The 22018-nt window shown below is 63.7% G+C and carries 19 protein-coding genes; 7 read left to right on the top strand and 12 right to left on the bottom strand.

All coding sequences use genetic code 11. From position 1 onward, the window contains the following. Nucleotides 1-18: 18 nt before the first annotated feature. The gene (locus tag BLT40_RS05625) at nt 19-645 is read right to left on the bottom strand and encodes a TMEM175 family protein (RefSeq protein WP_090352102.1); all 627 of its coding nucleotides are present in this window, start codon (nt 643-645) and stop codon (nt 19-21) included. A 152-nt stretch (nt 646-797) separates the two neighbouring features. Between BLT40_RS05625 and BLT40_RS05620 the strand changes: the two genes are divergently transcribed. The 3 genes from BLT40_RS05620 to BLT40_RS05610 all read left to right on the top strand — a co-directional run bounded on the left by BLT40_RS05620 (nt 798) and on the right by BLT40_RS05610 (nt 5323). Further along, a complete protein-coding gene (locus tag BLT40_RS05620; RefSeq protein WP_090352100.1) occupies nt 798-1241 on the top strand; it encodes a DUF2231 domain-containing protein in 444 nt (147 codons plus the stop codon). Continuing rightward, a complete protein-coding gene (locus BLT40_RS05615) occupies nt 1234-2547 on the top strand; it encodes a PQQ-dependent sugar dehydrogenase (protein WP_090352098.1) in 1314 nt (437 codons plus the stop codon). Before BLT40_RS05620 ends, BLT40_RS05615 begins: the two co-directional genes overlap by 8 nt. A 169-nt stretch (nt 2548-2716) precedes the next feature. After that, nucleotides 2717-5323: a phosphocholine-specific phospholipase C gene (locus BLT40_RS05610; RefSeq protein WP_090352096.1), complete on the top strand. Its 2607-nt coding sequence runs from the start codon at nt 2717-2719 to the stop codon at nt 5321-5323. 17 nt (nt 5324-5340) lie between these two features. On the opposite strand, the gene BLT40_RS05605 is transcribed toward BLT40_RS05610, so the two are convergent. Then, nucleotides 5341-6261 carry a LysR family transcriptional regulator gene (locus BLT40_RS05605; RefSeq protein ID WP_090352093.1) on the bottom strand — a complete coding sequence of 307 codons (921 nt, stop codon included), beginning with the start codon at nt 6259-6261 and terminating at the stop codon, nt 5341-5343. 103 nt (nt 6262-6364) lie between these two features. Between BLT40_RS05605 and BLT40_RS05600 the strand changes: the two genes are divergently transcribed. Next, the gene (locus BLT40_RS05600) at nt 6365-7114 is read left to right on the top strand and encodes an SDR family oxidoreductase (protein ID WP_090352091.1); all 750 of its coding nucleotides are present in this window, start codon (nt 6365-6367) and stop codon (nt 7112-7114) included. Then, nucleotides 7111-7377: a hypothetical protein gene (locus BLT40_RS05595; RefSeq protein ID WP_090352089.1), complete on the top strand. Its 267-nt coding sequence runs from the start codon at nt 7111-7113 to the stop codon at nt 7375-7377. Before BLT40_RS05600 ends, BLT40_RS05595 begins: the two co-directional genes overlap by 4 nt. 130 nt (nt 7378-7507) lie before the next feature. Here the strand turns inward: BLT40_RS05595 and BLT40_RS05590 are convergent, their stop codons facing one another. From BLT40_RS05590 to BLT40_RS05575, 4 genes are read right to left on the bottom strand one after another with little or no spacing between them, the layout of a single operon-like run. Further along, entirely contained in the window at nt 7508-9496 is a 1989-nt protein-coding gene (locus BLT40_RS05590) for a preprotein translocase subunit SecA (RefSeq protein ID WP_090352087.1), read from the bottom strand. Then, a complete protein-coding gene (locus tag BLT40_RS05585; protein ID WP_090352085.1) occupies nt 9489-11633 on the bottom strand; it encodes a PqqD family peptide modification chaperone in 2145 nt (714 codons plus the stop codon). Before BLT40_RS05585 ends, BLT40_RS05590 begins: the two co-directional genes overlap by 8 nt. 3 nt (nt 11634-11636) lie before the next feature. After that, entirely contained in the window at nt 11637-13466 is a 1830-nt protein-coding gene (locus BLT40_RS05580; protein ID WP_090352083.1) for a GAF domain-containing protein, read from the bottom strand. Further along, nucleotides 13463-14926: a TolC family outer membrane protein gene (locus BLT40_RS05575; protein ID WP_176809110.1), complete on the bottom strand. Its 1464-nt coding sequence runs from the start codon at nt 14924-14926 to the stop codon at nt 13463-13465. Before BLT40_RS05575 ends, BLT40_RS05580 begins: the two co-directional genes overlap by 4 nt. Nucleotides 14927-15162: 236 nt before the next feature. On the opposite strand from BLT40_RS05575, the gene bamE reads away from it, so the two are divergent. Both bamE and BLT40_RS05565 read left to right on the top strand, forming a co-directional pair. After that, a complete protein-coding gene (gene bamE, locus BLT40_RS05570; RefSeq protein ID WP_143025845.1) occupies nt 15163-15477 on the top strand; it encodes an outer membrane protein assembly factor BamE domain-containing protein in 315 nt (104 codons plus the stop codon). Nucleotide 15478: 1 nt separating this feature from the next. Beyond that, complete coding sequence (locus BLT40_RS05565) at nt 15479-16645, top strand: hypothetical protein (protein ID WP_090352077.1); 1167 nt, start codon at nt 15479-15481, stop codon at nt 16643-16645. Between the two features lie 109 nt (nt 16646-16754). On the opposite strand, the gene BLT40_RS19920 is transcribed toward BLT40_RS05565, so the two are convergent. The 6 genes from BLT40_RS19920 to BLT40_RS05540 all read right to left on the bottom strand — a co-directional run bounded on the left by BLT40_RS19920 (nt 16755) and on the right by BLT40_RS05540 (nt 21982). After that, nucleotides 16755-17369, bottom strand: a complete 615-nt coding sequence (locus BLT40_RS19920) for a hypothetical protein (protein ID WP_143025844.1) — start codon at nt 17367-17369, stop codon at nt 16755-16757. Further along, nucleotides 17344-18123 (bottom strand): hypothetical protein, encoded by a 780-nt coding sequence (locus BLT40_RS05560; protein WP_090352075.1) that lies wholly within the window; start codon nt 18121-18123, stop codon nt 17344-17346. Before BLT40_RS05560 ends, BLT40_RS19920 begins: the two co-directional genes overlap by 26 nt. Continuing rightward, entirely contained in the window at nt 18120-18557 is a 438-nt protein-coding gene (locus tag BLT40_RS05555; RefSeq protein WP_090352074.1) for a hypothetical protein, read from the bottom strand. Before BLT40_RS05555 ends, BLT40_RS05560 begins: the two co-directional genes overlap by 4 nt. 215 nt (nt 18558-18772) lie before the next feature. Then, on the bottom strand, nt 18773-19381 hold the full coding sequence (locus BLT40_RS05550) for a hypothetical protein (RefSeq protein ID WP_090352072.1): 609 nt from the start codon (nt 19379-19381) through the stop codon (nt 18773-18775). Next, the gene (locus BLT40_RS19915; RefSeq protein WP_143025843.1) at nt 19378-20832 is read right to left on the bottom strand and encodes an RCC1 domain-containing protein; all 1455 of its coding nucleotides are present in this window, start codon (nt 20830-20832) and stop codon (nt 19378-19380) included. Before BLT40_RS19915 ends, BLT40_RS05550 begins: the two co-directional genes overlap by 4 nt. 442 nt (nt 20833-21274) lie before the next feature. After that, nucleotides 21275-21982 carry a hypothetical protein gene (locus tag BLT40_RS05540; protein ID WP_090352068.1) on the bottom strand — a complete coding sequence of 236 codons (708 nt, stop codon included), beginning with the start codon at nt 21980-21982 and terminating at the stop codon, nt 21275-21277. Between the last annotated feature and the right edge of the window lie 36 nt (nt 21983-22018).

Below are 22018 nucleotides of genomic sequence, written 5' to 3'. Positions count from 1 at the left end.
CCGGCGCTTGCGTGCCGGTCAAGGCGCCGCCGTCGGCCTCCGGGAACGCATCCGGGCAAACAACATCACCGCCAAAGGCGTAAGCAGCAGCGGGAGGTTGCTGCGCCCCGGCCACCAGAAGGCGAGAACGCCGGCCAGCACAGCCATGCACGGCATGGCCAGACTGCGTCGGCGCAGCATGGCCACGGTTTCCGCGTCCACCGACGGGTCCAGATAAGGCGCGCGCAGTGCCTTGCGAATCAGCCGGTACTGCAGGAGGCCGGCGATCAGCAGGCTCGTGGCGTAGAAGATTTCCGGCACGCGCTCCACCGGATGGGCGCTCATCAATGCCGTTGAAAACGGTGTAAAGGCGATCGCCATCAGCAGGAACAGGTTGGGCCACACGATCGAGGGATCGTAACGGCGCAACAGCCCGAACACCCGGTGATGCGCGGCCCACAACGCGCCGACGACGATGAAGCTGAGGAAGAAACCCGCCAGCTGCGGAATCAGGTCGACCAGAGCCTGTAGCCAGGCCTGGTCCGTACGCGACTCCGGATGAGGCACGTGCACCTCGATGATCAGCAAGGTGATGGCGATGGCGAACACCGCGTCCGAAAAAAAGGTCAGCCGCTCGAGCTGCTGATACTGGCCGTGCTCCGACATGCCGAACTCCCCTGTGATTTCTTGCGGATGATCGCCTGCCACGGGTCTTCGGGGGAAGGGGGTGCCAGGAGCAGACGCGGCTTAGACATCGCCCGGATCAGCATGCGGAACGGAGGCTTCGTCCGCTCCACCAGTCCAGGGAGATCGTCACCATGCATTCTCATGTCCTGCCACGTCGCAACGTGGTGGCCAATGCCATTTACGGCCTGCTCAATCCGATACCGTTCGGATGCTTCGTGGCGGCACTGATTTTCGATATCGTCTACGCCCGCACCGGCGTGATCCTCTGGATGAAGGGGGCCGCCTGGCTGATCGTATTCGGCCTGCTGTTCGCGATCGTACCGCGGCTGGTCAACCTGACCCAGGTCTGGATCACCTCCCGTCACGCCGCCGTGCGCGGTGAGCGACTCGACTTCTGGCTCAACCTCGTGGCCATCGTCGCCGCGATCTTCAACGCCTTCGTTCACAGCCGTGACGCGTATGCGGTCATCCCGGAAGGGGTATGGCTCTCCGCCGTCACCGTTCTGCTGCTCGCTATCGGGCACATCGTGGTCGCGGTGCGGACATCCGACCGGGGAGTGCTGGCCCATGACTAAGTACATCTGTCGCAACGCGCTGGCGCTGGCCTGTGTCGTCGCCCTCGGCGCGTGCAGCGAGAAGGCTTCCTTCGAGCCACCCCAACAGTCGGGCACCGACCCGACCTTGCCCAAGGCACAAAACTTTCTCGTGCCACCCATGCAGGTACCGGACAAGGCGGGCTGGAAGCAGGGGCAGGCGCCGAGGGTAGCGGCCGGCCTGAAGATCGAACGCATCGCCGACGGCCTCATGCACCCGCGGCAGCTGTACACGCTTCCGAACGGCGATGTGCTGGTCGTGGAGTCCAACGGTCCCGGCAGCGAGCCCGTGACCACACCCAAGCAGCTGATCGCCAGCAAGGTGAAGAACCAGTCGGGCAAAGGCGGGAAGGGCGGCAATCGCATCACATTGTTGCGCAAGAGCGCGTCGGGACCGTGGGAGAAGCATGTATTTCTCGAAGGGCTGAATTCGCCCTTCGGCGTGCAGCTGATCGGCAGCACGCTTTACGTCGCCAACACCGATGGCATCGTCAGCTATCCCTACCAGGAAGGGCAGACGCGGATCACCGTGCCGGCGACGAACTTCACCGATCTGCCGAACACGATCAACCATCACTGGACCAAGGCGCTGCAGGCCAACCCGGACGGCACGAAGCTCTACGTCGGCGTCGGCTCCAACAGCAACATCACCGAGAACGGCCTCGATATCGAATACCGGCGTGCCGATGTGCTCGAGGTCGATGTCGCCACCGGGGCGAGTCGCATCTATGCCGCGGGCCTGCGCAATCCCACCGGTTTGCAGTGGGACCCCGTGAGCAACTCGCTCTGGGCCATCGTCAACGAACGCGATGAAATCGGCGCCGACCTCGTGCCCGACTATCTCACCTCGGTGAAGGAAGGCGGTTTCTACGGCTGGCCCTATAGCTATTACGGCCAGCACGTCGATACGCGGGTCAAACCGCAACGGCCCGATCTCGTGGCCAGGGCGATCAGGCCGGACTACGCCATCGGCTCGCACGTGGCGCCGCTCGGGTTGCTTCTGACGCAGAGCAACGGTTTGCCTGCGAAGTACCACAACGGCGCTTTCATCAGCGAGCACGGCAGCTGGGATCGTTCGCCGTTGAGCGGATACGAAGTGGTCTTCGTCGCGTTCAGGGATGGCAAACCGGAAGGTAAGCCGGAGACCGTCGTGAGTGGCTTCTACTCCAGCGACGAGAAGCAGCTGTATGGCGCGCCTGTGGGCGTCGTGCAGGACAAGGACGGTGCGTTGCTGATCGCCGATGATGTCGGTGACTCGGTCTGGCGTGTGACGGACGCGGCACGCTGAAGAAACGGTCGGGGCGATACAAGACGGGTCGGGTCATGCGCGTTGAGCGGGCCTGGCTGTGCGCCGCGTCGCATTCCGGGGTGGTCACACGGGGCTGACGCGCTACTGCAACATGGATAGTGACAATCGGGTACCGGCCAACACCGGCCGGACGACGTGAGGCCAGGGCATGCCCCCTATCGACGATATCAAGCGACGCCGATTCCTCAAGATGGGTGCGGGCACCGCGGGCGTCGCAGCGCTTTCAAGCTGGCCCGGTCTGATCGAGAAAGCGCTGGCGCTCGAACCGCACAATCCCACCGGTACGCCGGGTCTGGCGGATATCGAGCACATCATCGTGTTCATGCAGGAGAACCGGTCGTTCGACCATTACTTCGGCATGCTGCCGGGCGTGCGCGGCTACGGCGATCCGCGACCCGTTCCGCTGCCCAGTGGCAACTACGCCTGGTACCAGCCGGAAGGCCTCGATGCGTCAAGCCGCGGGTTCAGCGATCACGTGGCCCATGCGGAGTGGACGCAGCCGAAGGGCTGGTACGACACCGATCGCGCGGCGCAGTCGACGAATTACGTGCTACCGTTTCGCCTGAACGCGCCAGGCAACGTGCAGTACCAGTACATGGCCGATCTGGATCACAGCTGGAAGGCTTCGCAGCAGACCTGGTCCAACTGGGACACGTGGGTGCCGCTGAAGAGCCGGCAGGCGATGGGCTTTCTCAACGCCGACGACCTGCCGTTCTACTACCAACTGGCCAACGCGTTCACCGTATGCGACGCCTATCATTGCTCGATCTTCGCGGCGACCGATCCGAACCGGTTCTGCCTGTGGTCGGGCACCGTGCCGCCGCCGATGAATTTTCCGGACAACTACGGCAGCTGCGGTTACGTCGCGGACATCGCCTGCGACATCAACAAGGACATCACCCCGGCGATGCTCGGCCAGTCGCCTGAGGCGAGGAACGCGGCGGTAGCCGCCGGTATCGCGGACTGGAAGACCTATCCGGAGACGCTGACCGAGAACGGCATCACCTGGAAGATCTACCAGGAGTACGACAACTACGGCGATAACTACCTCCAGTACTACAAGAATTTCCGGGTCGATAACACCGGCAAGCCGATCGATACCTCGGACGATCCGACGTTCCAGACCTTGTATCGCCGTGGGCGCGTCTTTGCGGAGCCCGGTGGCAAGACCGGCGACGCGCTGGTCGCGCAGTTCGCGAAGGACGTCGCCGCCGGCATGGAGCCGGACGATCCCGCACCGGGTGAGGTGAAAGCGGGCCTGCCGCGCGTCTCGTGGATCGTGGCGCCGTCCGCGTTCTGCGAGCATCCCAGCTCATCGCCGGGCGACGGCGAGTCGTTCACCGCCAGGTTGCTGGACGTACTGGTCAACGACCACCCGGAGGTCTTCCGCAAGACGGTGTTCCTGTTGATGTACGACGAGAACGACGGCTACTTCGACCACGTGCCGCCACCGGTTCCGGCGACCAGCGATGCCTACGGCGAGATGACCCTGGAGGACGCGGGTGCCGCGGAAACCATGGATGCGATCCCGGTAGGACTCGGCCCGCGCGTGCCGATGGTGATCGTGTCGCCGTGGACCGCCGGCGGCAAGGTGCATTCGCAGTTGAGCGACCATACCTCCGTGATCCGCCTGCTCGAAGCGTGGTCAGCGGCGAAGGGTCTGTCGAATCAGGGTCGCGAAAAGGATGCGGTGCGTTGCGATGCCATTTCGCCGTGGCGACGTGCGGTCTGCGGCGATCTCACGGAAGCTTTCGACTTCCGGCCGTCGCCGCCGCGCCGTATCGATACGGCGACGCATTTCCGTAACGGTACCGAAAGCGCGGCCGTGCCCGCGCCGCAGGTCTTCCCGGTCCAGGCACCCGCCACGCGGGCAGCCTGCCGTACGGACTACGCGTTTGCGGTGGACATGCGGGTCGACGGAGGTCAGCTGGCGCTGCGCTTCGCCAATACCGGGGCGATCGGCGTCGCCCTCATCGCGTTTCATCAGCCGATGTCCGCGGCGCAGACCTCCGAACACTTTACGATCGAGACCGGAAAGTCGCTTTCAGCGGTACGGCCCGTTGCCGACGACGGCCGTTATGACGTCGCGATCCATGGCCCCAACGGCTTTCTGCACGAGTGGCGAGGCGATCAGCGGGCCATGCGGTCCGCAGGACTCGCGGCGGAAGTCAGTGCGTCGCATCAGGAGTGGAGGGGCAGTCTCTCCATTCGTCTCGACAACCGGGCCAGTGACAAAGCGTGCGTGTTTCAGCTGGGCGATAACGCGTATTACGAGAATGGACCGATGCAGGTGCGCGTCGAGGCCGGTTGCGAGCGGACGATCGAGTGGCAGGTGAGCCGTGGCTGGTACGACGTCGCCGTGCGCGTCGCGGGGCAGGCGGGTTACCTGCGACGCATGGCTGGCTATGTACCGCAGAAGCTCCGGGCTCCGGTCACCGACCCGGCCATTGGCAACGACCGGATGTTCCACGCGCTGGTGTCGATCCAGGGCGAGGGCTATGCGGGCCGTCGCTTCGAATACGCGGTGCCACCGTGGCACCACCGTCCGAAGAACTGGATCGGTGTGTTCGCCGCAGGTTCGGAGCCCAAGAAAAAACACCTGCTGCGCTGGGTGTATGCGCCGCGTGGTGTCGGCTCGGTCATGCTGGCTGACGCGTCGGGCGATGCGCTGCCGCCTGGCAGCTACGAAGCGTGGTACTTCTTCGACGACAGCTACACCGTGCTGGGTGGCAAGCCCATACCGTTCCGCATCTGACGTCTCTGTCTGCTCGTCTAGGGTGTCGCGCTTGCGTCGACCCCCTGGACCAGCCGCTTCGCCAGCCGCGGATCGCGAAACTGGTCCAGCCACCAGGCGAGCGCACGACCTTCATGTTCCTCTCGCCATGCCACGTACAGGGTGTTGGGCTCGCGCGGATTGGCCACCGTCTTCTCGATGAGGCTGCCGCTCTTCAGCAGGCTGAGGATGCGGTCGCGCGGCAGCCAGCCCACGCCCAGGCCTTCGCGCTGGGCGCGCATCTTCGCGCGCATGCTCGGCACCGCCAGCGTGGGCTGGCCGCCGACGACGCCGTAGCCGCGACGCTGCCGGCGCGACGAATCCGCGACCACGATCGCCCGATGGTGGGCCAGGACGTCCTGCGTGAGCGGGCTCGTTTCCTTCGCGAGCGGATGGCGCGGTGACACGGCGAAGACCCAGTCCATGGTCCCCAGTTCGAACCAGCGCAGCCCCGGAATGGCCGGTGGTTCGTTGGTGGCTCCGACGATCAGGTCGGCGCGACCGTCGGCCAGGGCTTCCCAGGTGCCTCCCAGGACTTCGTGGGTTACGCGCAGCGTGACGCCGGAACCCAGTGCGTCGAACGCACGGATCGATGGCAGCAGCAGTTCGAACTCGAAGATCTCGTCCGTAACCAGCCATAGCTGTTCCTCCCAGCCGCCGGCGATCTGCTTGACCCGCTGAGTGAGGCGGCCGACGTCCGCGGCCAGTCGTGCGGATTCCTGAGCGAGCAGCTGGCCGGCGGGTGTCAGCTGCAGACGATAACGACGCCGGTCGAACAGCAAGGCATCGAAACGTGCTTCCAGCTGCCGCGCAGCGTGCGAAATGGTCGAAGGCGCCTTGCCCAGCCGGCGTGCTGCGCGCGACAGGCTGCCGGCCTCTCGAATGGCCTCGAGCAGGGCAATTTCATCGTCCGAAAGCATGAGACGTTCGACCCCTTCGAACGAGTGCGTCGAAAGGATGGTACGGCAAAAGACACGGCACGGCGCAGCATGCTTCCATCAACCACCCCACGGGAGTCATGTCATGAACCGTTTCAAAGACAAGAACGTTCTGGTCACCGGCGGCACCACCGGCATCGGCTTCGCGGTGGCTCAGGGCTTTATCGCCGAAGGGGCGCGGGTCATCGTCACCGGACGGGACCAGGCGGGTATCGACCGCGCCGCAGCGGAACTGGGGCCGCGCGCCACCGTCATCCGCAACGACGCCGGTTCCATCACCGATGCCCGTGCGCTGGGCACCACCGTGGCCGACCTCGGGATCAAGCTGGATGCGGTATTCATCAATGCCGGTATGGCCCGCTTCGCCTCGCTGGCCGAGGTGGATGAAGCGTTCTGGGACCTCAGCTTCAATACCAACATCAAGGGTGCTTTTTTCCAGATCGAGGCGCTGGCACCTCACCTCAATACCGGTGCATCGATCGTGCTCAACGGCTCGATCAACGCCCACATCGGCATGCCGAACTCGTCGGTCTATGCGGCGACCAAGGCGGCGCTGATCTCGCTCGCCAGGACTTTGTCCGCCGAGCTGATCCCGCAGGGCGTACGCGTGAACGTCGTAAGCCCGGGCCCGGTACAGACGCCGCTCTATGGCAAGCTCGGCATGGATGCGGCGACGCTGCAGGCCACCGCGGACAGCATCCAGGCCCAGGTGCCGATCGGCCGCTTTGGCCGTCCGGAAGAAGTCGCCGCGACGGTGCTTCACCTGGCCTCGCCGGAGTCGGCTTTCATCGTCGGCACAGAGATCATCATCGACGGCGGGATGAGTCAGCTATGAGCACGCCGTCCACGATGAAAGCGGCCTGGATTGCGGATGCCAGGTCCGGCGATCTCACGATCCACGTGGGCGAGACGCAGGTGCCCGCCATCGGCGACCGCGTCGTCGGCCTCATCCACTTCTGGCGCAACGGGGCTGCGGCCGGGCAGGCCAGTGTCCTGCCGTCAGAGGTCACCCGGCTCCCTGACTCGGTGACCGCCATCGAAGCGTCCACGCTGCCGATCGGCGCGCGTGGCAGGCCCTGTACGACTTTGCCACGGTAAAGCCGGGGGAGACGGTGCTTACGGTGTCTCGGGACGAAGCAGTCGACGCACCAAGGACCGGATGACGCAGGCCAGGCTGATAACAACCCACGCGCGAGCGTGCGCGCTCGACCGGTCGCCTGATGAGGGGCTATCGCCTGCTCTTACCGACAAAGCCCAGCGCGCGCACCCATTCGGCATCCCTTCGCTGCGTGTCGATGCGTTGCCGACGGTAGTGTTTTTCGGCCCGATCCTGTAACCACGTGACGTAGCGGCGCAGGGCCCGACCACCGCTGCGTTCACGGCGTACGGTTGCCGCCACCAGTCGCCGGACAGCGGCGGGCGCGAAGCGCACGAACAGTTCATCGTCGACGCTGACCACGGCCTCCGTGGATCCCGGATTGCCTTGCCGTGCGCTACGCCCGAACAGCTGACGATCGACGCGGGCGGACTCATGAAACTCGGTCAGGATGACGTGCAATCCGCCGGCCGCTTCCGCCTCGGGGTCGAGCTTGATGTCGGTGCCGCGACCGGCCATGTTGGTGGCCACCGTGATTTTACCGGGGGCGCCAGCGCGTCCTACCGCCTCGGCCTCGTCCTTGTCCTGCCGCGCATTGAGCACCGCGTGGTCTACACCGTGTTCGGCAAAGATCGCTGCGAGTTTCTCGGACGCTTCCACCGAACGCGTGCCTACCAGTACCGGGCGTCCCTGCGACGCCATCTCGATGGCGCGGCGCGCGACGGCTTGCCAGCGGAGCTCGGCGTTGGCGCAAACGGTATCGCGTAACCGGCGTCGCCGTGTGGGCTTATGCGTGGGAATGCGCGTCACGGTCAGGTCGTAGCTGCTCTTCACTTCGTCGGCGACCTCTTGTGCCGTGCCGGTCATGCCGCCGAGCAGAAGATAACGGCCGAAGAATCGCTGGTAGGTGATCTGCGACAGCGTACGCCGCTGCCCGGTGATCTCGCAGCCTTCCTTGCACTCGATCATCTGGTGCAGGCCGCGCTCCCAGGTGCGGTCGGGCATGACGCGGCCCGTCGACTCATCGACGATCTGAACCTTGCCTTCCGCGAGGATGTAGTGCTGGTCGCGCTGAAAGCCGTGGATGGCGGATAACGCTTTCTGGACGAACTCCTCGCGCCACATCCGTGAGCGCCAGAGCCCGTCCCATTCGGCGGCACGCTGGGTCGCTGCCAGCTTCCCGGCCGCGGTCAGCCAGATGTCGCGATGCTGGGATCGGCGATAGTGGATGCCTTCATCGAGCGAGCCGGCGAGTTCGATCGCACGCGTGTAGACGGTCGGGTCGAGATCGTCCGGCAGTGTCTCGGAGATGATCAACGGCGTGCTCGCCTCATCGATCAGCACGCTGTCCGCCTCGTCGATGATCGCGATATGCAGTCCACGGAGGATCGGCGGTTCGGCGGCACGTCCGCCCGCGAATTCGCGCAGACGCTGCTGTGTACGCGACATGTCACCGAGTGCGATCACATCCTTGAGGTAGTCGAAGGTGAGTTCCTTGTTCGACACGTAGGTGATGTGGCAGGCATACGCGCTGCGGCGGTCGGGAATCGACATATCCTGCAGCACCACACCGACGGTCAGGCCGAGGAAGTCGAAGAGGGAGCGGTTGTGCTCCGCGTCGCGTTCGGCGAGGTAGTCGTTGACAGTGACCACATGGGTCGCCGCACCGGTGATCGCCGCGGAGCAGGCGGCCAGCGTCGCCGCCAGTGTCTTGCCTTCGCCCGTGGACATCTCCGCCAGACGCCCCTGCAGCAACGTTCGACCCGCCATCAGCTGGACGTCGTGGTGGCGCATGCCGAGGGTGCGCCGGGACGCCTCGCGAATCAGCGCGAAAGCGGCGGCAAGTCGTTCGTCGGTAAACCCCTGGCCGCGCATACGCTGTGCTTCTTCCGCCAACTGACGTCGCAGCGCATCGTCGTCGAGTGCCCGCGCGGCATCTTCGCGTGCATTGGTCGCATCGATGAATTGCCGGACGGCGCGTCCTTCCAGGCGAGGCAAACGGGCGAGCCACGCTCGCAGACGACCTTCCCAGACGGAGCGTTTCGGGTCGACGCGTTCGAGATACGGGCCGTCACCAAGCTCGATGTCCCGGCCGGCGAGCAAGGCCCGTACATCAGACATCGAAATGACTCAGGAACACCTGCCGAAGACGGCGCAGCCCCTGCCAGGCCAGTGGTTCGCTGCCGTGTTCGAAGCGCACGTGGGCGCGCTCGCCAAAGCGCGGCCGGGCACCCGAGGGCAGGGCCAGATCGACCACGAAGACGCGCTGGAGGGTCTTCACGCCGTTGGTGTCGTTCGGATTGGTCGCCACCGTGCCGCCCGCGTTGAGCCCCAGTGCCGCGGTGGGGAGTTCATCGACACCACCGGGGAAGGCACGCGTCACCTTCGTGGCCCATGCGTCGCCCAGTGAGCCGGCCAGACGCAGACCTACGCCGGACAAGCGGCTGTGGACCAGGTCGATATCGTCCTGCTGTACGACCGTGCGCACGATCAGCTCACGCTCCTGCAAGACGTAGCCGAGCAGTTCGCCTTGCTTGTAGTAGTGGCCCGGCATGTCTTGTGCCGTGCTTACGATGAGCGTGCCGTCGTCCCCGGCGAAGCCCACCAGCCGGGCCACCTTGGCTTCGCTGCGGGCCAGCGTTTCCTTCGCCTCGTCCAGCTGGCGGCCCGAGATAGCGGCCTTGGCAGGATCGGTGAAATGCTCCGCGTCATAGCGTGCCTGGGCTTCATCGCGCTTGGCCCGATTGACCTCCACCTCGGCGCGGAGCTGCGGGTTCTCCAGCGTGTAAACGGGCTGGCCGCGATGCACGGTGCTGCCGGGCGCCACGAGCCAGCGCACGAAGAAGCCATTGCCGCCGGCATGCAGCATCGCTTGATCGGGTAGCCAGACCACGCCCAGCGAACGGCTGTACATAGGCAGCGGCAGGCAGAGCGCAAGCAGCGCAACGAAGCCGATCGCACCGATCGTCCGGCGCAACGCGCGCTGGCGCACGCGCTGCAGCGAGCCGGCTGACGTCACGTGCTTCCAGCCCTTGCGCAGCGGTGAGCCGATCAGTCCCCAGGCACTCCACAGCGCCATGAGTACGCCGACGAAGAAATACTTGTTGGCGACCGCAAAGATCACCGAAACGGTGACGAAGGTGCGATAGCACCAGGCCAGCGGGGTGTAGAAAAAGAGCCAGCGTTGCTCCGACGGCGTCTCATCCGGACGCACGGCGTCGCTGGAACCGAAGGCGTGGCGATCGAGCAGGTAGGTCCACCAGGTCTGCCCGCGCTGGGCAAGGTTGGGAATCTCGATCAGGTCGGAGAGGATGTAGTAACCGTCGTATCGCAGCAGCGGATTGCCGTTGACCACCAGGGTCGAGACACCGCAGATCACCATCACGTTGAAGGCGACGCCGCGCAGGATGCCCGGCTCAGCAGCCAGCCAGACGTGCAGGGCGAGCGCGGCGAGAAACAGCTCGACCAGCATCCCCGCCGCGGCGACGATGGCCCGCCGGTACTTCGATGGAAAGGCGGAGGAAGATGACGCCTCGACGTACGGCACCGGCGCAAAGATAAGGAACATCAGGCCGAGCTCGCGTACCGAGCCACCCCAGCGTTTGGTGGCGAATCCGTGCCCGAGTTCGTGAGCAAGTTTCACCACCGGATAGACGGCAGCCATAACCAGCAGATTGCTGCCCGAGAGCACGCGGTCGGAGAGGTTCTCGGTGAGGTCGTTCCAGTGCTCGCCAGCGAGGAAAAGGGCAGGCAGCACCACGAGAGCCCACAGCGCGGCGCCCCAGGGGCCGAAGCACCAGCGCACGTAGCGGACGAAGCGGGTGAGGAACCGGTCCGGATTGACCAGCGGAATCTTCAGGCTCATGGGATTGAGCAGCCACTGGCGGATCGTGTCGCTGCGTTTCTTCCGCTGGCGTTCCAGCAGCGAGGCCGAGTCCGGCATGGCATCGGCTTGTAACAGGTCCGCGGCGTGCAGCTGGGTCAGCAGGTCAACGATCTCCGGCTGTGTGCACGCATCACGCACGTCGGACGCGTTGGCGCGCTCCCACAGCGTCTGGACGGTGGTGCGACCGTCCATGCCGGTGAGAAACGCATAAGCGGTTGCCGTGAGCCGGTAGACCTTGCCGCCGGTCTGGTCCTGCACGACGTACCACGGGCGACCTCGAAACAGCATGCGCTGCACCCCGGCATACGGCATCAGCCGCGGTTTCAGCTCCGCGACGCTGTGCCAGCTGGGACTGAACGGGGTGCGGGCCATGCGTCAGAGACCCCAGGTCCACGCCTGCAACCGCAGCCAGTCGACCGCGTTGTGCAGCAGCACCCAACCGAGCTTGTGCCTGCCCACCTCGACCTTGGCGACGCCCTCCATACCGGGCAGCAGGCGCTTGTCCGGCGCATCGAGCGTGGCTTCGACGCGATAGAGATTCTTGCCGTCCTTAGCGGTTGCCACCGGCATCACCTTCACCACGTGAATCGCCACCGCGCCGCCGGCCATGCCGTTGAGCATGAGTTCGCCGCGCTGCGCGTCGCGAATGGGACCGATGTCGCGCTCGTCCACCTCGAGGATGATCCGGTAACTGTGCAGCGGCGCGATCTCGAACAGCTTCTTGCCGGCCTCGACTGGCGTTCCCGCCTGCTGGGACAAATCACCGGAAACGACCACGCCGTCATATGGCGCGCGTACCGTGGCACGCGCGATCTTGTCGTCGAGCAGGTCCTGCTGTGCCTGTGCTTCCGCGAGTTGCGCACCCGTAACCTGGATCGCGCTGAGGTCGTGCTGGGCCATCGCCTCCCGCAGCTTGTTGTCGTACTGGTCGCGCTCGCTGGCCCAGCGAATGCGTTCGACCCTCAATTCATGATCGTCGAGTTGCGCAACGGGCTGGCCCTCGCGGACGGTGTCGCCGGCGCGGACCAGACCTTCAGCGAGGAAGCCTTCGAAGGGCGCCGCCGCGACACGCTGCACTTCACCTTCGGTCACTGTCTTCGCCGAGATCCGGTAATCGACGGGCACCAGAGCGAGGATGAGGCCGAGCAATACGACCAGCGCCGCGATCGCCTTCCAGACGAGGAAGCGCGGGCCCGCGATGGCCGCCCATACGCGCCTTGCCTCGTCACGCATGCGCGCCACCGAACCGCGCTCGGCCAGCATGCGCTGCTCGGTCACGGGCGCTACAAGGTCGGCGAACGTCTCGAGCCAGCGCCGCTCGGCCTCGGTAAACGGCGCCTCCCGTTCCAGCGCGATAAGCCCCACGATCCGCTGCTGATGCACCACCGGCAACGTCACCACGTGCAAGCTACCGGTCCGTCGTAGGAGCGCGCCATGCGCGCGAAATCCCCCCGCATCCCCCGAGGCCTCCACAATCTGCGCCAGATCAAACGCCTCCGCCATCGCATCCCGATACGCCTGAACCAGCGGCGACGACTTCTCGAACGTCGCCGCCTCGGACAGCGCGACCAGTCGCACATCCGCATCGCGCACCAGCCCGACGGCCACGCGCGTCGCGGCGAAACGGCGGCGCAATTCGTTCGTGAGGTCAAACAACGCCTGCTGAAACTTCGTGTGGCGCAACGCGACAGTCAGCGTGTGGACGATGCCCGTGGCACGCTCACCGGCTTCCGTCGCCATGTCCTGGTCGCGCCGGGCCAGCAGGTTGGTCAGCCACGCGCTGCCCCAGTGCACCTCGCGCAACAGCGCGGGCAGGGTGGCGGCATCGTTGATCATCTCGAAGACGACCGTGCCGGCCACGCGATCGTTGGCCTGCACGGGGATGGCGACGTGACTGTGGCCGACGGGCTCCGTCGCCGGCGCAACCACCACTCGGCGCTCCGCGAGCGCCTTGCCGGCAGCCTCGCTCATGCGCGACATGTCCGCATCGGCGGCCGGCCAGACTGCGATGGGCACGTAGGTCTTGCCGTCGGCGGCTTCGACGAGCACCGCCGCATGACGCAGGCTGACGAATCGCTCGCAGATCAACGCGAGCCATGCGTCGCAGAAGACGTCGGACGATCGCGCGGTGATAAAGCGGTCCCACGCAGGGAGCACGGGCTCGTTGGCCACGGCATCGTTCAGCGGTTCGGGTAGCGCGTTCATGGTTGCGCCTCCGACGCGACGGTGGGGACGGTATCCAGATCGTTGCGTGTCGGGACAAACAGCGCATCGAGCTCGTCGGCATCCGTACCGGTGAGATCGCCCATGGCGGCGCGCAACTTGATGAAGGACACGAGCTGCTGGTAGCTGCCTTTACGGCGGTCCCGGCGTGCAGCCGCCATCTGCTGGCGGGCCGTGAGCACGTCGGCCTCCGTTCGCACACCGTGTTCGCTGCCGCGCGTCGCCAGCGCCAGGGCCTTTCTTGCCGAGCGCAGCGCGACATCGGCCGCCGTGACGTGCGCACGGCCGGACTTCCAGCCAAGGTAGGCGGTCTTCACGTTCATCACGGCCTGCCGTCGCGCGGATTCCAGATCGTCGCGTGCCTTGTCGCGTAGTGCGATGGCTTCGGCGACCTTGGCGTTCTGGGCGCCACCGGCGTACAGCGGGATGTTGAGCTGGAGACCGAAGGTGAACGTGCGAATGCGATAGCCCTGCTGCCCGGGAAAGTTGCCGACGTTCTGGTCGTTGTTGCCGTAAGTGGCCACGATGTCGAGCGTGGGCTGGTGACCGGCGCGCTGTTTCGAAATCTCGGCCTCGGCGGCGGCCAGTGCGGCCGCCGCCGTACGTAGCGACGGGCAGTGTTCGTCGATCTGTTCAACCCAGCGGTCCATGCTGTCGCCGACCAGATCGGGTATCCGCGCGTCTTCACGCAGCCACGGCTGCTCCAGGCCCTCGGCGCTACCAATCCACGGTTCGAGGGCGGCGAGCTTGGTGTCGCGGTCCATGACGGCCGAGACCGCGTCCGCATCGGCCTGTTCGTACTTGGCCTGCGCGTCCTCGGCTTCGGGTATCGACTTGGCGCCCAGCTCCGCGCCCCGCCGGGCGATATCCCACTGTGCCTTGAGGGCATCGCGCTGCGCGTCGCTGAAGTCGACGACGTCGCGCGCTTCCATCAGGTCGAACCAGCTCGTAGCCAGCTTGGCGTAGAGCTGTTGCTCCGTGTCGGCCATCTGCCAGTTGGCCTGATCGCTCGCGTGGCTCGCCTGGTCCAGCGCGACGCTGTTGGCTTTTCGCCAGAGCGGCTGGTTCAGGCTGAGCTGGCCGGTGTGCGCGTGGTACGTGTCATGCAGCGTCGGCGTGCGATCGTCCATCGTGTTGTAACGCCGGTTGTTACCGTTGGTACTGGCCGTGATCGAGATCTGCGGCAGCATGGCGCCCAGCGCCTGACGCTGTCTGGCGCGCGCTGCGACGAGGCTGGCGCGGGCCGCGTCATAGCCGGGTTCGTTGTCGTGGGCGAGGGCGAAGAGTTCACCCAGCGACACCACCTGTGCCGGCGTCGTGGCACGGGCAACGGAAGCTGTCAGAAGCAGCAGGCCGAGGATGGGTAAGCCGTAACGCAGCCAACCGCGCGCCAAGCCAACCCGCGCCCCGACCGGAGCGGCCACCAGACCGTGCTTGGACAACCGTTGAACCCGCACCTCAAATCCCTTCGCCAGGCGCAGGGGGAGGCGGCCCGTCTTGAGCCTGACGACGCGACGCCGCGTGTCCGGCAAGGACGGACGCGGATCGGACGTTTTGTGAATTTCCCCCTGTACGGCCGGCATTTTCGCACCCCTAAGGTGGCGTGCCAAGTGCGCCTTCACGACGCTACAATGCCCTACGGTCCGCCGACGGCGCCGACCGGAAACAGGGGAAAACAATGAAACGGATGCTTTGTGCGGTCGCCCTGGCGATCGCGGTCACCGGCTGCCAGACGACCGGTCACAAAATCACGCAGATCGATATCGGCGCGAGCCGGGATCAGGTGGTGGCCACGCTTGGTCGGCCGGATTCGGTGCGGACCATCGGCGATTTCGAAGTCCTGAACTACCTGGACCGGCATCGCACGCGGGTGTCGATGGGCCACACCGACTATGCGGTGGTGCTGCTGGATGGGAAGGTGAGTCAGTTCGGGCCGGGGCAGGTGAGGCGGGATGGGTTGCGGTCGGTGGTGATTGATTCCGGCGCTCGCTGAAGTGACGCGTTTCGTCTGGGTTTTCGTGCTGCTGTGCTTGTTGCCGGTCGTGGTGCAGGCCGCAAATCCCCTGAATGAACCGGAGGGCCTTTGCTCCGTTCTGCAAAGGGAGGTTCCAGACGATGACCTTGGCGCCTACGAAAGGCTTTGGGCGCTTGAGGCCGCGAGTGGCCAGGCCTATGCGCCTGCATTGCGTACATGGATCTGGCGACGCAGCCTGACCGCCATCGATGGCTCACCGCGACCGCCTACGACGGTGAAAGAAGCCATTGAATCACCCATGGCCGATCAGGCAGCGTACCGCAACGCGGCACAGGCCTATCTGACCAAGACGTTTTCCATTCGATTCGGCGTTGACGATGCAACCGGTCGGCCATCGGGTACTACCCGTGAGGCACCGGGCATTTTCACCAGGCGATCTTCAAAGGAAGTGTTCGTGAAGGCGACGGTGCAGAATAAAGGTCCAATAGAGGCCCGCATTCGCATGCGAGTCGCTCATGGAGACGTGGATCTGAGGTGCAATCTCTCACAGGTGAAGGCGGGCATGACGATTCCCGTTTGGTGTGCCACTGCGCTCGGGCACGGCAGCGTAGATCGGCAACTTGCCGGGATCGATGCATTGCTGAACTCACCAGATGGCGTCGTTCCCGAGGCCGAGATTGACATCGGTTCACCCACTCGCCACGTGACGCTGGCGAATGACCCCACGCTCGCCACCGACTGGGAAGCGACATTGAGAGAGGGTGATCCTGCGTTCTCGGTCTATCATCCTCCCACGCCGCCAAGTCAGATCACCACGGAGAGTGGTGCGCCACGAGCGGCTTGGGCCATGTTGGTCGTTATCGCGATCCTTCTTGCGACCGGCGGCACGGCACACTACCGATCGGCCAACGGCCCCGTCGTATCGCGTGGATGGTTCGTCGGCTACATGATGCTCGCCGCAGCGGCCGTTGCCCTGGGAGGACTCGACCAGAGTGCGGGCGCCCCGATGAGTGGCGTATTGTCCGTGCTGGTCGAGATAGTCGTCGGGCTTCCCTGGTCGATCTCTTTGCTGACGACGGCTAATCATCTGCCAAATGGGTCGGGTTTTCCTTGGCTCTTCGTCGCTGGCAACGCGGCTCTACTATTTGTCTTGAGCGCGCCTGGACGTCGGTATAAAGCGTGCTGACGGTCAGGTCTGAATAGCGCCGAGCGCCCGGCGGGGTGAACATCATTTCGGGCCGCATGTTCGTGCTCGACTCGAGCGGTGGCGTCCACCGTGACATTTTCGAGACGTGTCACCGTTGAGTCACGGCCGCGCGAATTCCCGCGCTTCCAATAAAGTAAGCACCACCACCCACGACTCCAAGCGTAAATGCTTTCACGGACAGACGCGTCCCATCATCCGGCATATCAAGCGGCTGGTTGACATACGATTCCAGAAGTCGCCATGTCGGTCCGGAAAAATCGACGACATGACCGATCGTGTCCATTCTGGGCGCGACCGGAAACCAGCCGACGCCAGGTCGTACTGCGAACACCGGCGAGACCAGTTGAACCGATATCAACTTACCGTCGTGGCACCGTAAGCGGTCATCGACACGAACCGCTCGAGTCGGTCGCCAACCGTCCTGCTCAAGCCAGACGCCCTGGTTCGACGTTGTGAACGTCGTTGTGGATCGGCCTGGAGTGGCGGGATCAGCGTACATAAGCGCGACCATCGCATCGCAAGGAACTGCTGAGACGTGAGTGACAGCGGTGTACTCGTTGTCGGCGCCATCCTCGTTGGGAGGCGCGAGAAGTACATCTCCGATGCCGATCTGGTCGATGGGAACCCGGCCAGACCTGGTCCATACGGGCGTGCCGGCAATAAAGCCGGTGGTGTGTTCAGTTCCCACCGTATTCGTATCCATTGTCGAAATAGCCGATCTGTTCGACGCTTCTTTCCATCATCCAGATGCCTACCCGCTTGCCGCAGTCGACAGGGACGATCAGATACGTACGGTCAGCAATGACGATGCCGGACGGGCTGTTCGGTATCTCGCCAGCGCGTTCAAGCTTTCCGTGATCTCGTACGAAGAGGGCCCGCGAAGTCGTCGCGCAGTCCTCCTCGCCGTTACCGTCGGCGAGGCGTCGCGTGCCTGCCACGAACAACCAGGGCGGGCCGTCTGGCAGGCTGATCGTTTCGATAGCCGTAGTCTCGAGGGCCGGGTCGAGTGCTCGTAGAGACCCGACATCCGTGGGTGCGGCTTTAGTTATTGAGGGTTTGAGCAGTCTGAATGCGGTCGTCGAGAAGACGACCGGGAGCGCAAGGCCCTGACCCGCGCCACCGAGAGCTGCCGGATCGACTCCAAGGACAGCGAGTGTGTCCCCCTTGGTGACACCATTGCAAGTGACCGGGCGGGTTGCACCAGCTACCCATACACCACCGTGGTTCGCGCAAGCAGCGAACAACGCATCGGAGCCGTCGATTGGCACGAGAACTCCGTAACGTCCGGGTTTTTTGTCGGCTCCATCGAAGTCCACGGGCACGCCGAGGTAAAGGGGGCCAGAGTGGTGGTAGCCGTGGGCGTTGTCGCAACACGGTTCGTCTGCGACCGCCTGAAAAGGGATGGCGCAAAGCAGGAGCGCGAGGGAAAGACCGGCGACGAAGATGGGACGTTTCATGGCAAAAGCCTCTCGGGCGGAACGTCGAGGAAACTGCCGCCTGGACCGACCATGCGGATCGCACTGAAGCCAGCGGTCGATGCTGGCTGGCGAAGCCATTCCGTGAGCGCCATGACGAAGCCATGCGGCAGCGTATCCAGACTGGCGTCGCTGGACCAGATGAGAAGCGAGCGGCGCGCGGGCACCTTCGGATCCTGGTAGAAGAAATGGATCATCGCGCCCACGACCACGCCGTCATTTGACGCCCAGATGAGGCCTTTTTCGTCGCACGATTGTGGGCGACACGAATCGACCTGTACGGAACCATCGCTACGCTCAGCCGGCCAACCCTGTGACGTGGTCGCGGCTACCGCGTAAAGCAGTGGTTCGGGTTGATCGCCTTTGCTCATGCCGAGATACAGATCGACCTTGGGGACCTCTGCTTCCAGTGGCATACGCCACCGCTTGCCGAGTGCCCCAATGTAAGTGTGTGCATGTGCGGCATCTCCAAGCACGGACCGCACGCTCCCGTCTGACGTCCGGTCGGTAGCCGATACGGCACTGCATAGGAGAGCAGTGAGTATGAGAAGGCATGGTCGAAATGCTAGTGATCTGCTTCCGGGCTTCATATTTCTCTTGTCTCAGGGGAACGCCTTAGGCATCCGTCATGTCAGTAGCCGAATGATTCGAAGGTAGCGACCGGGGTTTTGTCGATAGGAATAGCGGGCCCAAAGAAGCGTTCGTCCTGAAGCATTCCCGAATAGATGACTTGATCGGCTTCGCACTGCTTATTCGCGAGAAGTTTTCCTGCTCGTTCGATAAGTATGCCGCCTCCTTCCGTACCGTCTTCTCGCCCGTATGACGACGAAAACGCATCGTGATAGACGGTGTATGTCACGTCGGCGTTCTTCATGCGCAGGAACTGCATGGAGCCACGCCCCATATTTCCGCGGCTGCCGCCCGACGCGATGGCCTGTGCCGGGACGTCGTTCGACGGAAACGCCAGATCAAGGCTCTGGCTTGACGATCCGAACCTGTATTGAAGTACTCCAAAAGGATTGTCGGCTCGAGGTGAGGCGCATACGGCGACCTTCTTTTTCTTGATGTTGCACGCAAACATGATGGTCTCGTTCTCTTTGCACAACGTGCTTTCGACGACGTGACCAAAGTAGGTCTGGCTCTTTACCTGTGCGGAATGCAAGGCGAGAACAAGAAGCGCCAGAAGCGCTAATAGATGCCGGTTGAGGATCTGGGACTCCCTTGGCATCGAACCGTTCATTTGCTTGCTTTCCTCAGCAAACGGCCGTCGCCTGGATAGTTTACGAAGCCAATGGGTGCATGAGAGACGAATTGCGCGTCTCCATAGGTAGGGGCGTCTCGATTTGCAAGACTTCCCAGCGTCCCATAGCTGTTTCGTCCCCAGCAGCGGACACCACCACCTTCTAACAGTGCGCAACCCTGTTCGGCACCGACGCTTATGCCGACAGCGTGCTCTACTCCGGATACGAAGACAGGATGGTCCAGCAGTTGGCATGCGACTCTACCGTCTGTCATCAATCCGCAGGTGGAACTCCCGCTGGCCACATCGCGGAAGCCGGTTAGCGATGAGGGCTTCGATGGCACGATGGCGACGGGATCGCTATCCGGGCCATAGCTCCAGCATGTGATCGATCCGTTCTTAAGCAAAGCGCAGGTCTCGCCCTGGTTGTCCACGACCTTGATGGCATCGTGCACGAAGGGGAGTCGCGTGGCTGATGCGCTCTTGACGATCGCTTCTTCATCGCCGACAGGTGTGTGACTGGCGAGGTCACCCCAACAGTAGACGTCGCCATTTGCCACGGCGGCACAATGCCTGTCACCGAATACCGTGCTGCCTGCTACGTCGACGGCTGAAGGTAATCCCGGTACGGCACCCATATGTCCCCGGGAATCAGCGCAAAGCAGGCTGTTGTCTTCCTTGATCGCGCACAGTGCGCCGCCGGCGCCAAGGCGTTTGACATGCACGAGTGCCGGCACATTTTGCGGGGAAGAGAGGCCCATGCCGTCGCGGAGCCAGCAACTGACGCCGCCACCTTGCATGACCACGCAGTCATTACCGTGGGAGCCAGCCATCGCCACAACGCCGGATAGGGGCAACCTCCCCTCTGTCGGGCCAAGTCGGGAACCCCAACACCGCACGCTGTGATCGTCGAGGACGGCACAGGTCGACCATGTCCCTGCGGCGACAGCCAGTGCTCTCAATGGCTTCGTTCCATCGACTGGCTTGATCTTGAGTTCCGTCGCGTTCGCCGTGCGCAAGCTAGAGCAGTCGATCTTCACGTCCACGGGAAAGACGATCTTGTCGATCTGCAGCAATGTCCGGGAGGAGCCGGTCATTCCCGTGCGCCAGCTACGGGAGTCTCCTCCATTGGCGGGTGCCTCGATATGCCAGGCTCCGGTGACGCCCACATCACTACGCTCCTGCCATCGGTCCTTGTCCCATGCCACCTGACGAACGTCGTCACGCCCGACGACGTACCGGGAGGTGCCCGTTGGATTCAGGCATGCGACAAATACCTCACTCCTCGCGATTCCGGAACCGATGCCGCTGGGGCCGTAGAAAACACCCTCGTCCCAACGTGACGCTCCTATCGCGGTCCCAGCCATCGCCAAGGTCAGGAGGGCCGCCGCTATTTTTATCCAGGCTGCGGAGGCCCCTCGAAGCGATAACCCCGTCGTCTTTGTCGTCATTCAAGTGTTGCCTTTGTTCACGCGCGTTTGTGGAAGCAGGTGTTCTGCCGTGATCTTAGTCTCGTCGCACCACCAGGCCAGTCTGAGCAGCAAGGAGGTTTTCGGTTGACCAGGGCGAGATTAAGGTTCCCATCCAGTCAGCGGCATCCGGGTTGGCTCCGATCGTTTCAAGCGGGGGCGAGCCAATCGATTGCTGACGTTGATCGCCGGGAACGCATTCGTGCTGTTTGCTTTCAGCTCACGCGGTAGCCGCTATCGGGACTAGCCGGTTTCGAGCGTTGTTCAGCCTCCCTCCAGACGAACATCTCCGGATGGGCGATCTGGTAACCCGATACACCAGTGCGTGAGCACCCCGCATTGTCTTCACATTCCTGTCAGCAAGGCCTCAAGTTAGTGGCTACTCAAATGTGGGGGCGCCTCAACTAAAGTCCCAGGAACAGCACTATTGCTGCTCTTTGTACTGGAGGTTGGCATCAATGAAGCCATTCATGCCTTTGACGTGGAAGTGCATCTCATCCACTTCGTCGCTATCGAAGTTCTCAAAAGTCACTGGATCGGCCAGGACGAAGTGCGTCACTTTCTCCACTCTTTTGCTGAGCAGGGTCCGCCAGACAAGTTCGTTTCCTGTCAAGTAATTGGTGCTACTTCCATAGTCCGACACGGTTCCGGCTGCGTCGTCAGCACGTGACTGGTCGCGCCGTTCCTCACCAATGAGAGTGAGCTTGCCTTCGATGAGCTTGAACTTGTAGTTGCTTTCCCAGACGAGCTCGCACGATGCCGCGCAACCCTTCGAATAGACGAGAACGAAGTTCCTTATCGAAACGCGGTCCCAGCGCCGCTCTGAGGCACCCCATCGCTTCGTTCTGTACGCGATGCGGTAATCACCCTGCGATGTCCTCACTGCCACCATGATCTCCACGGTCTGGTCGCGATCGCAATCCACAACCATCGGGACAGCCATCGCCCCGCCAGGCATCAGCGCGCCCGCCGCATCGCTCGGCGTATTGATTGAAGCGTTAGGACAGATGGCGTGAACAGCGTTTGCCGCGCCTTCGGTTACGACGTCCGCCCTGGATACCGGGCTCAGGGTGATGAGCGTTAGTACCGATGTCGATAGTGCGAGTGATCTAAGCAGAATCATGTTTTTCATAAACGCCTCTCTGTTCGAATGGCCACGCGCTGAAAC

The sequence above is a fragment of the Dyella sp. 333MFSha genome (genome assembly GCF_900102405.1).
In the GTDB taxonomy this organism is placed as follows: Bacteria; Pseudomonadota; Gammaproteobacteria; order Xanthomonadales; family Rhodanobacteraceae; genus Luteibacter; species Luteibacter mycovicinus.
Note: the sequence above shows the minus strand (reverse complement) of the source record. Positions and strands in the feature narration are given on the sequence as shown.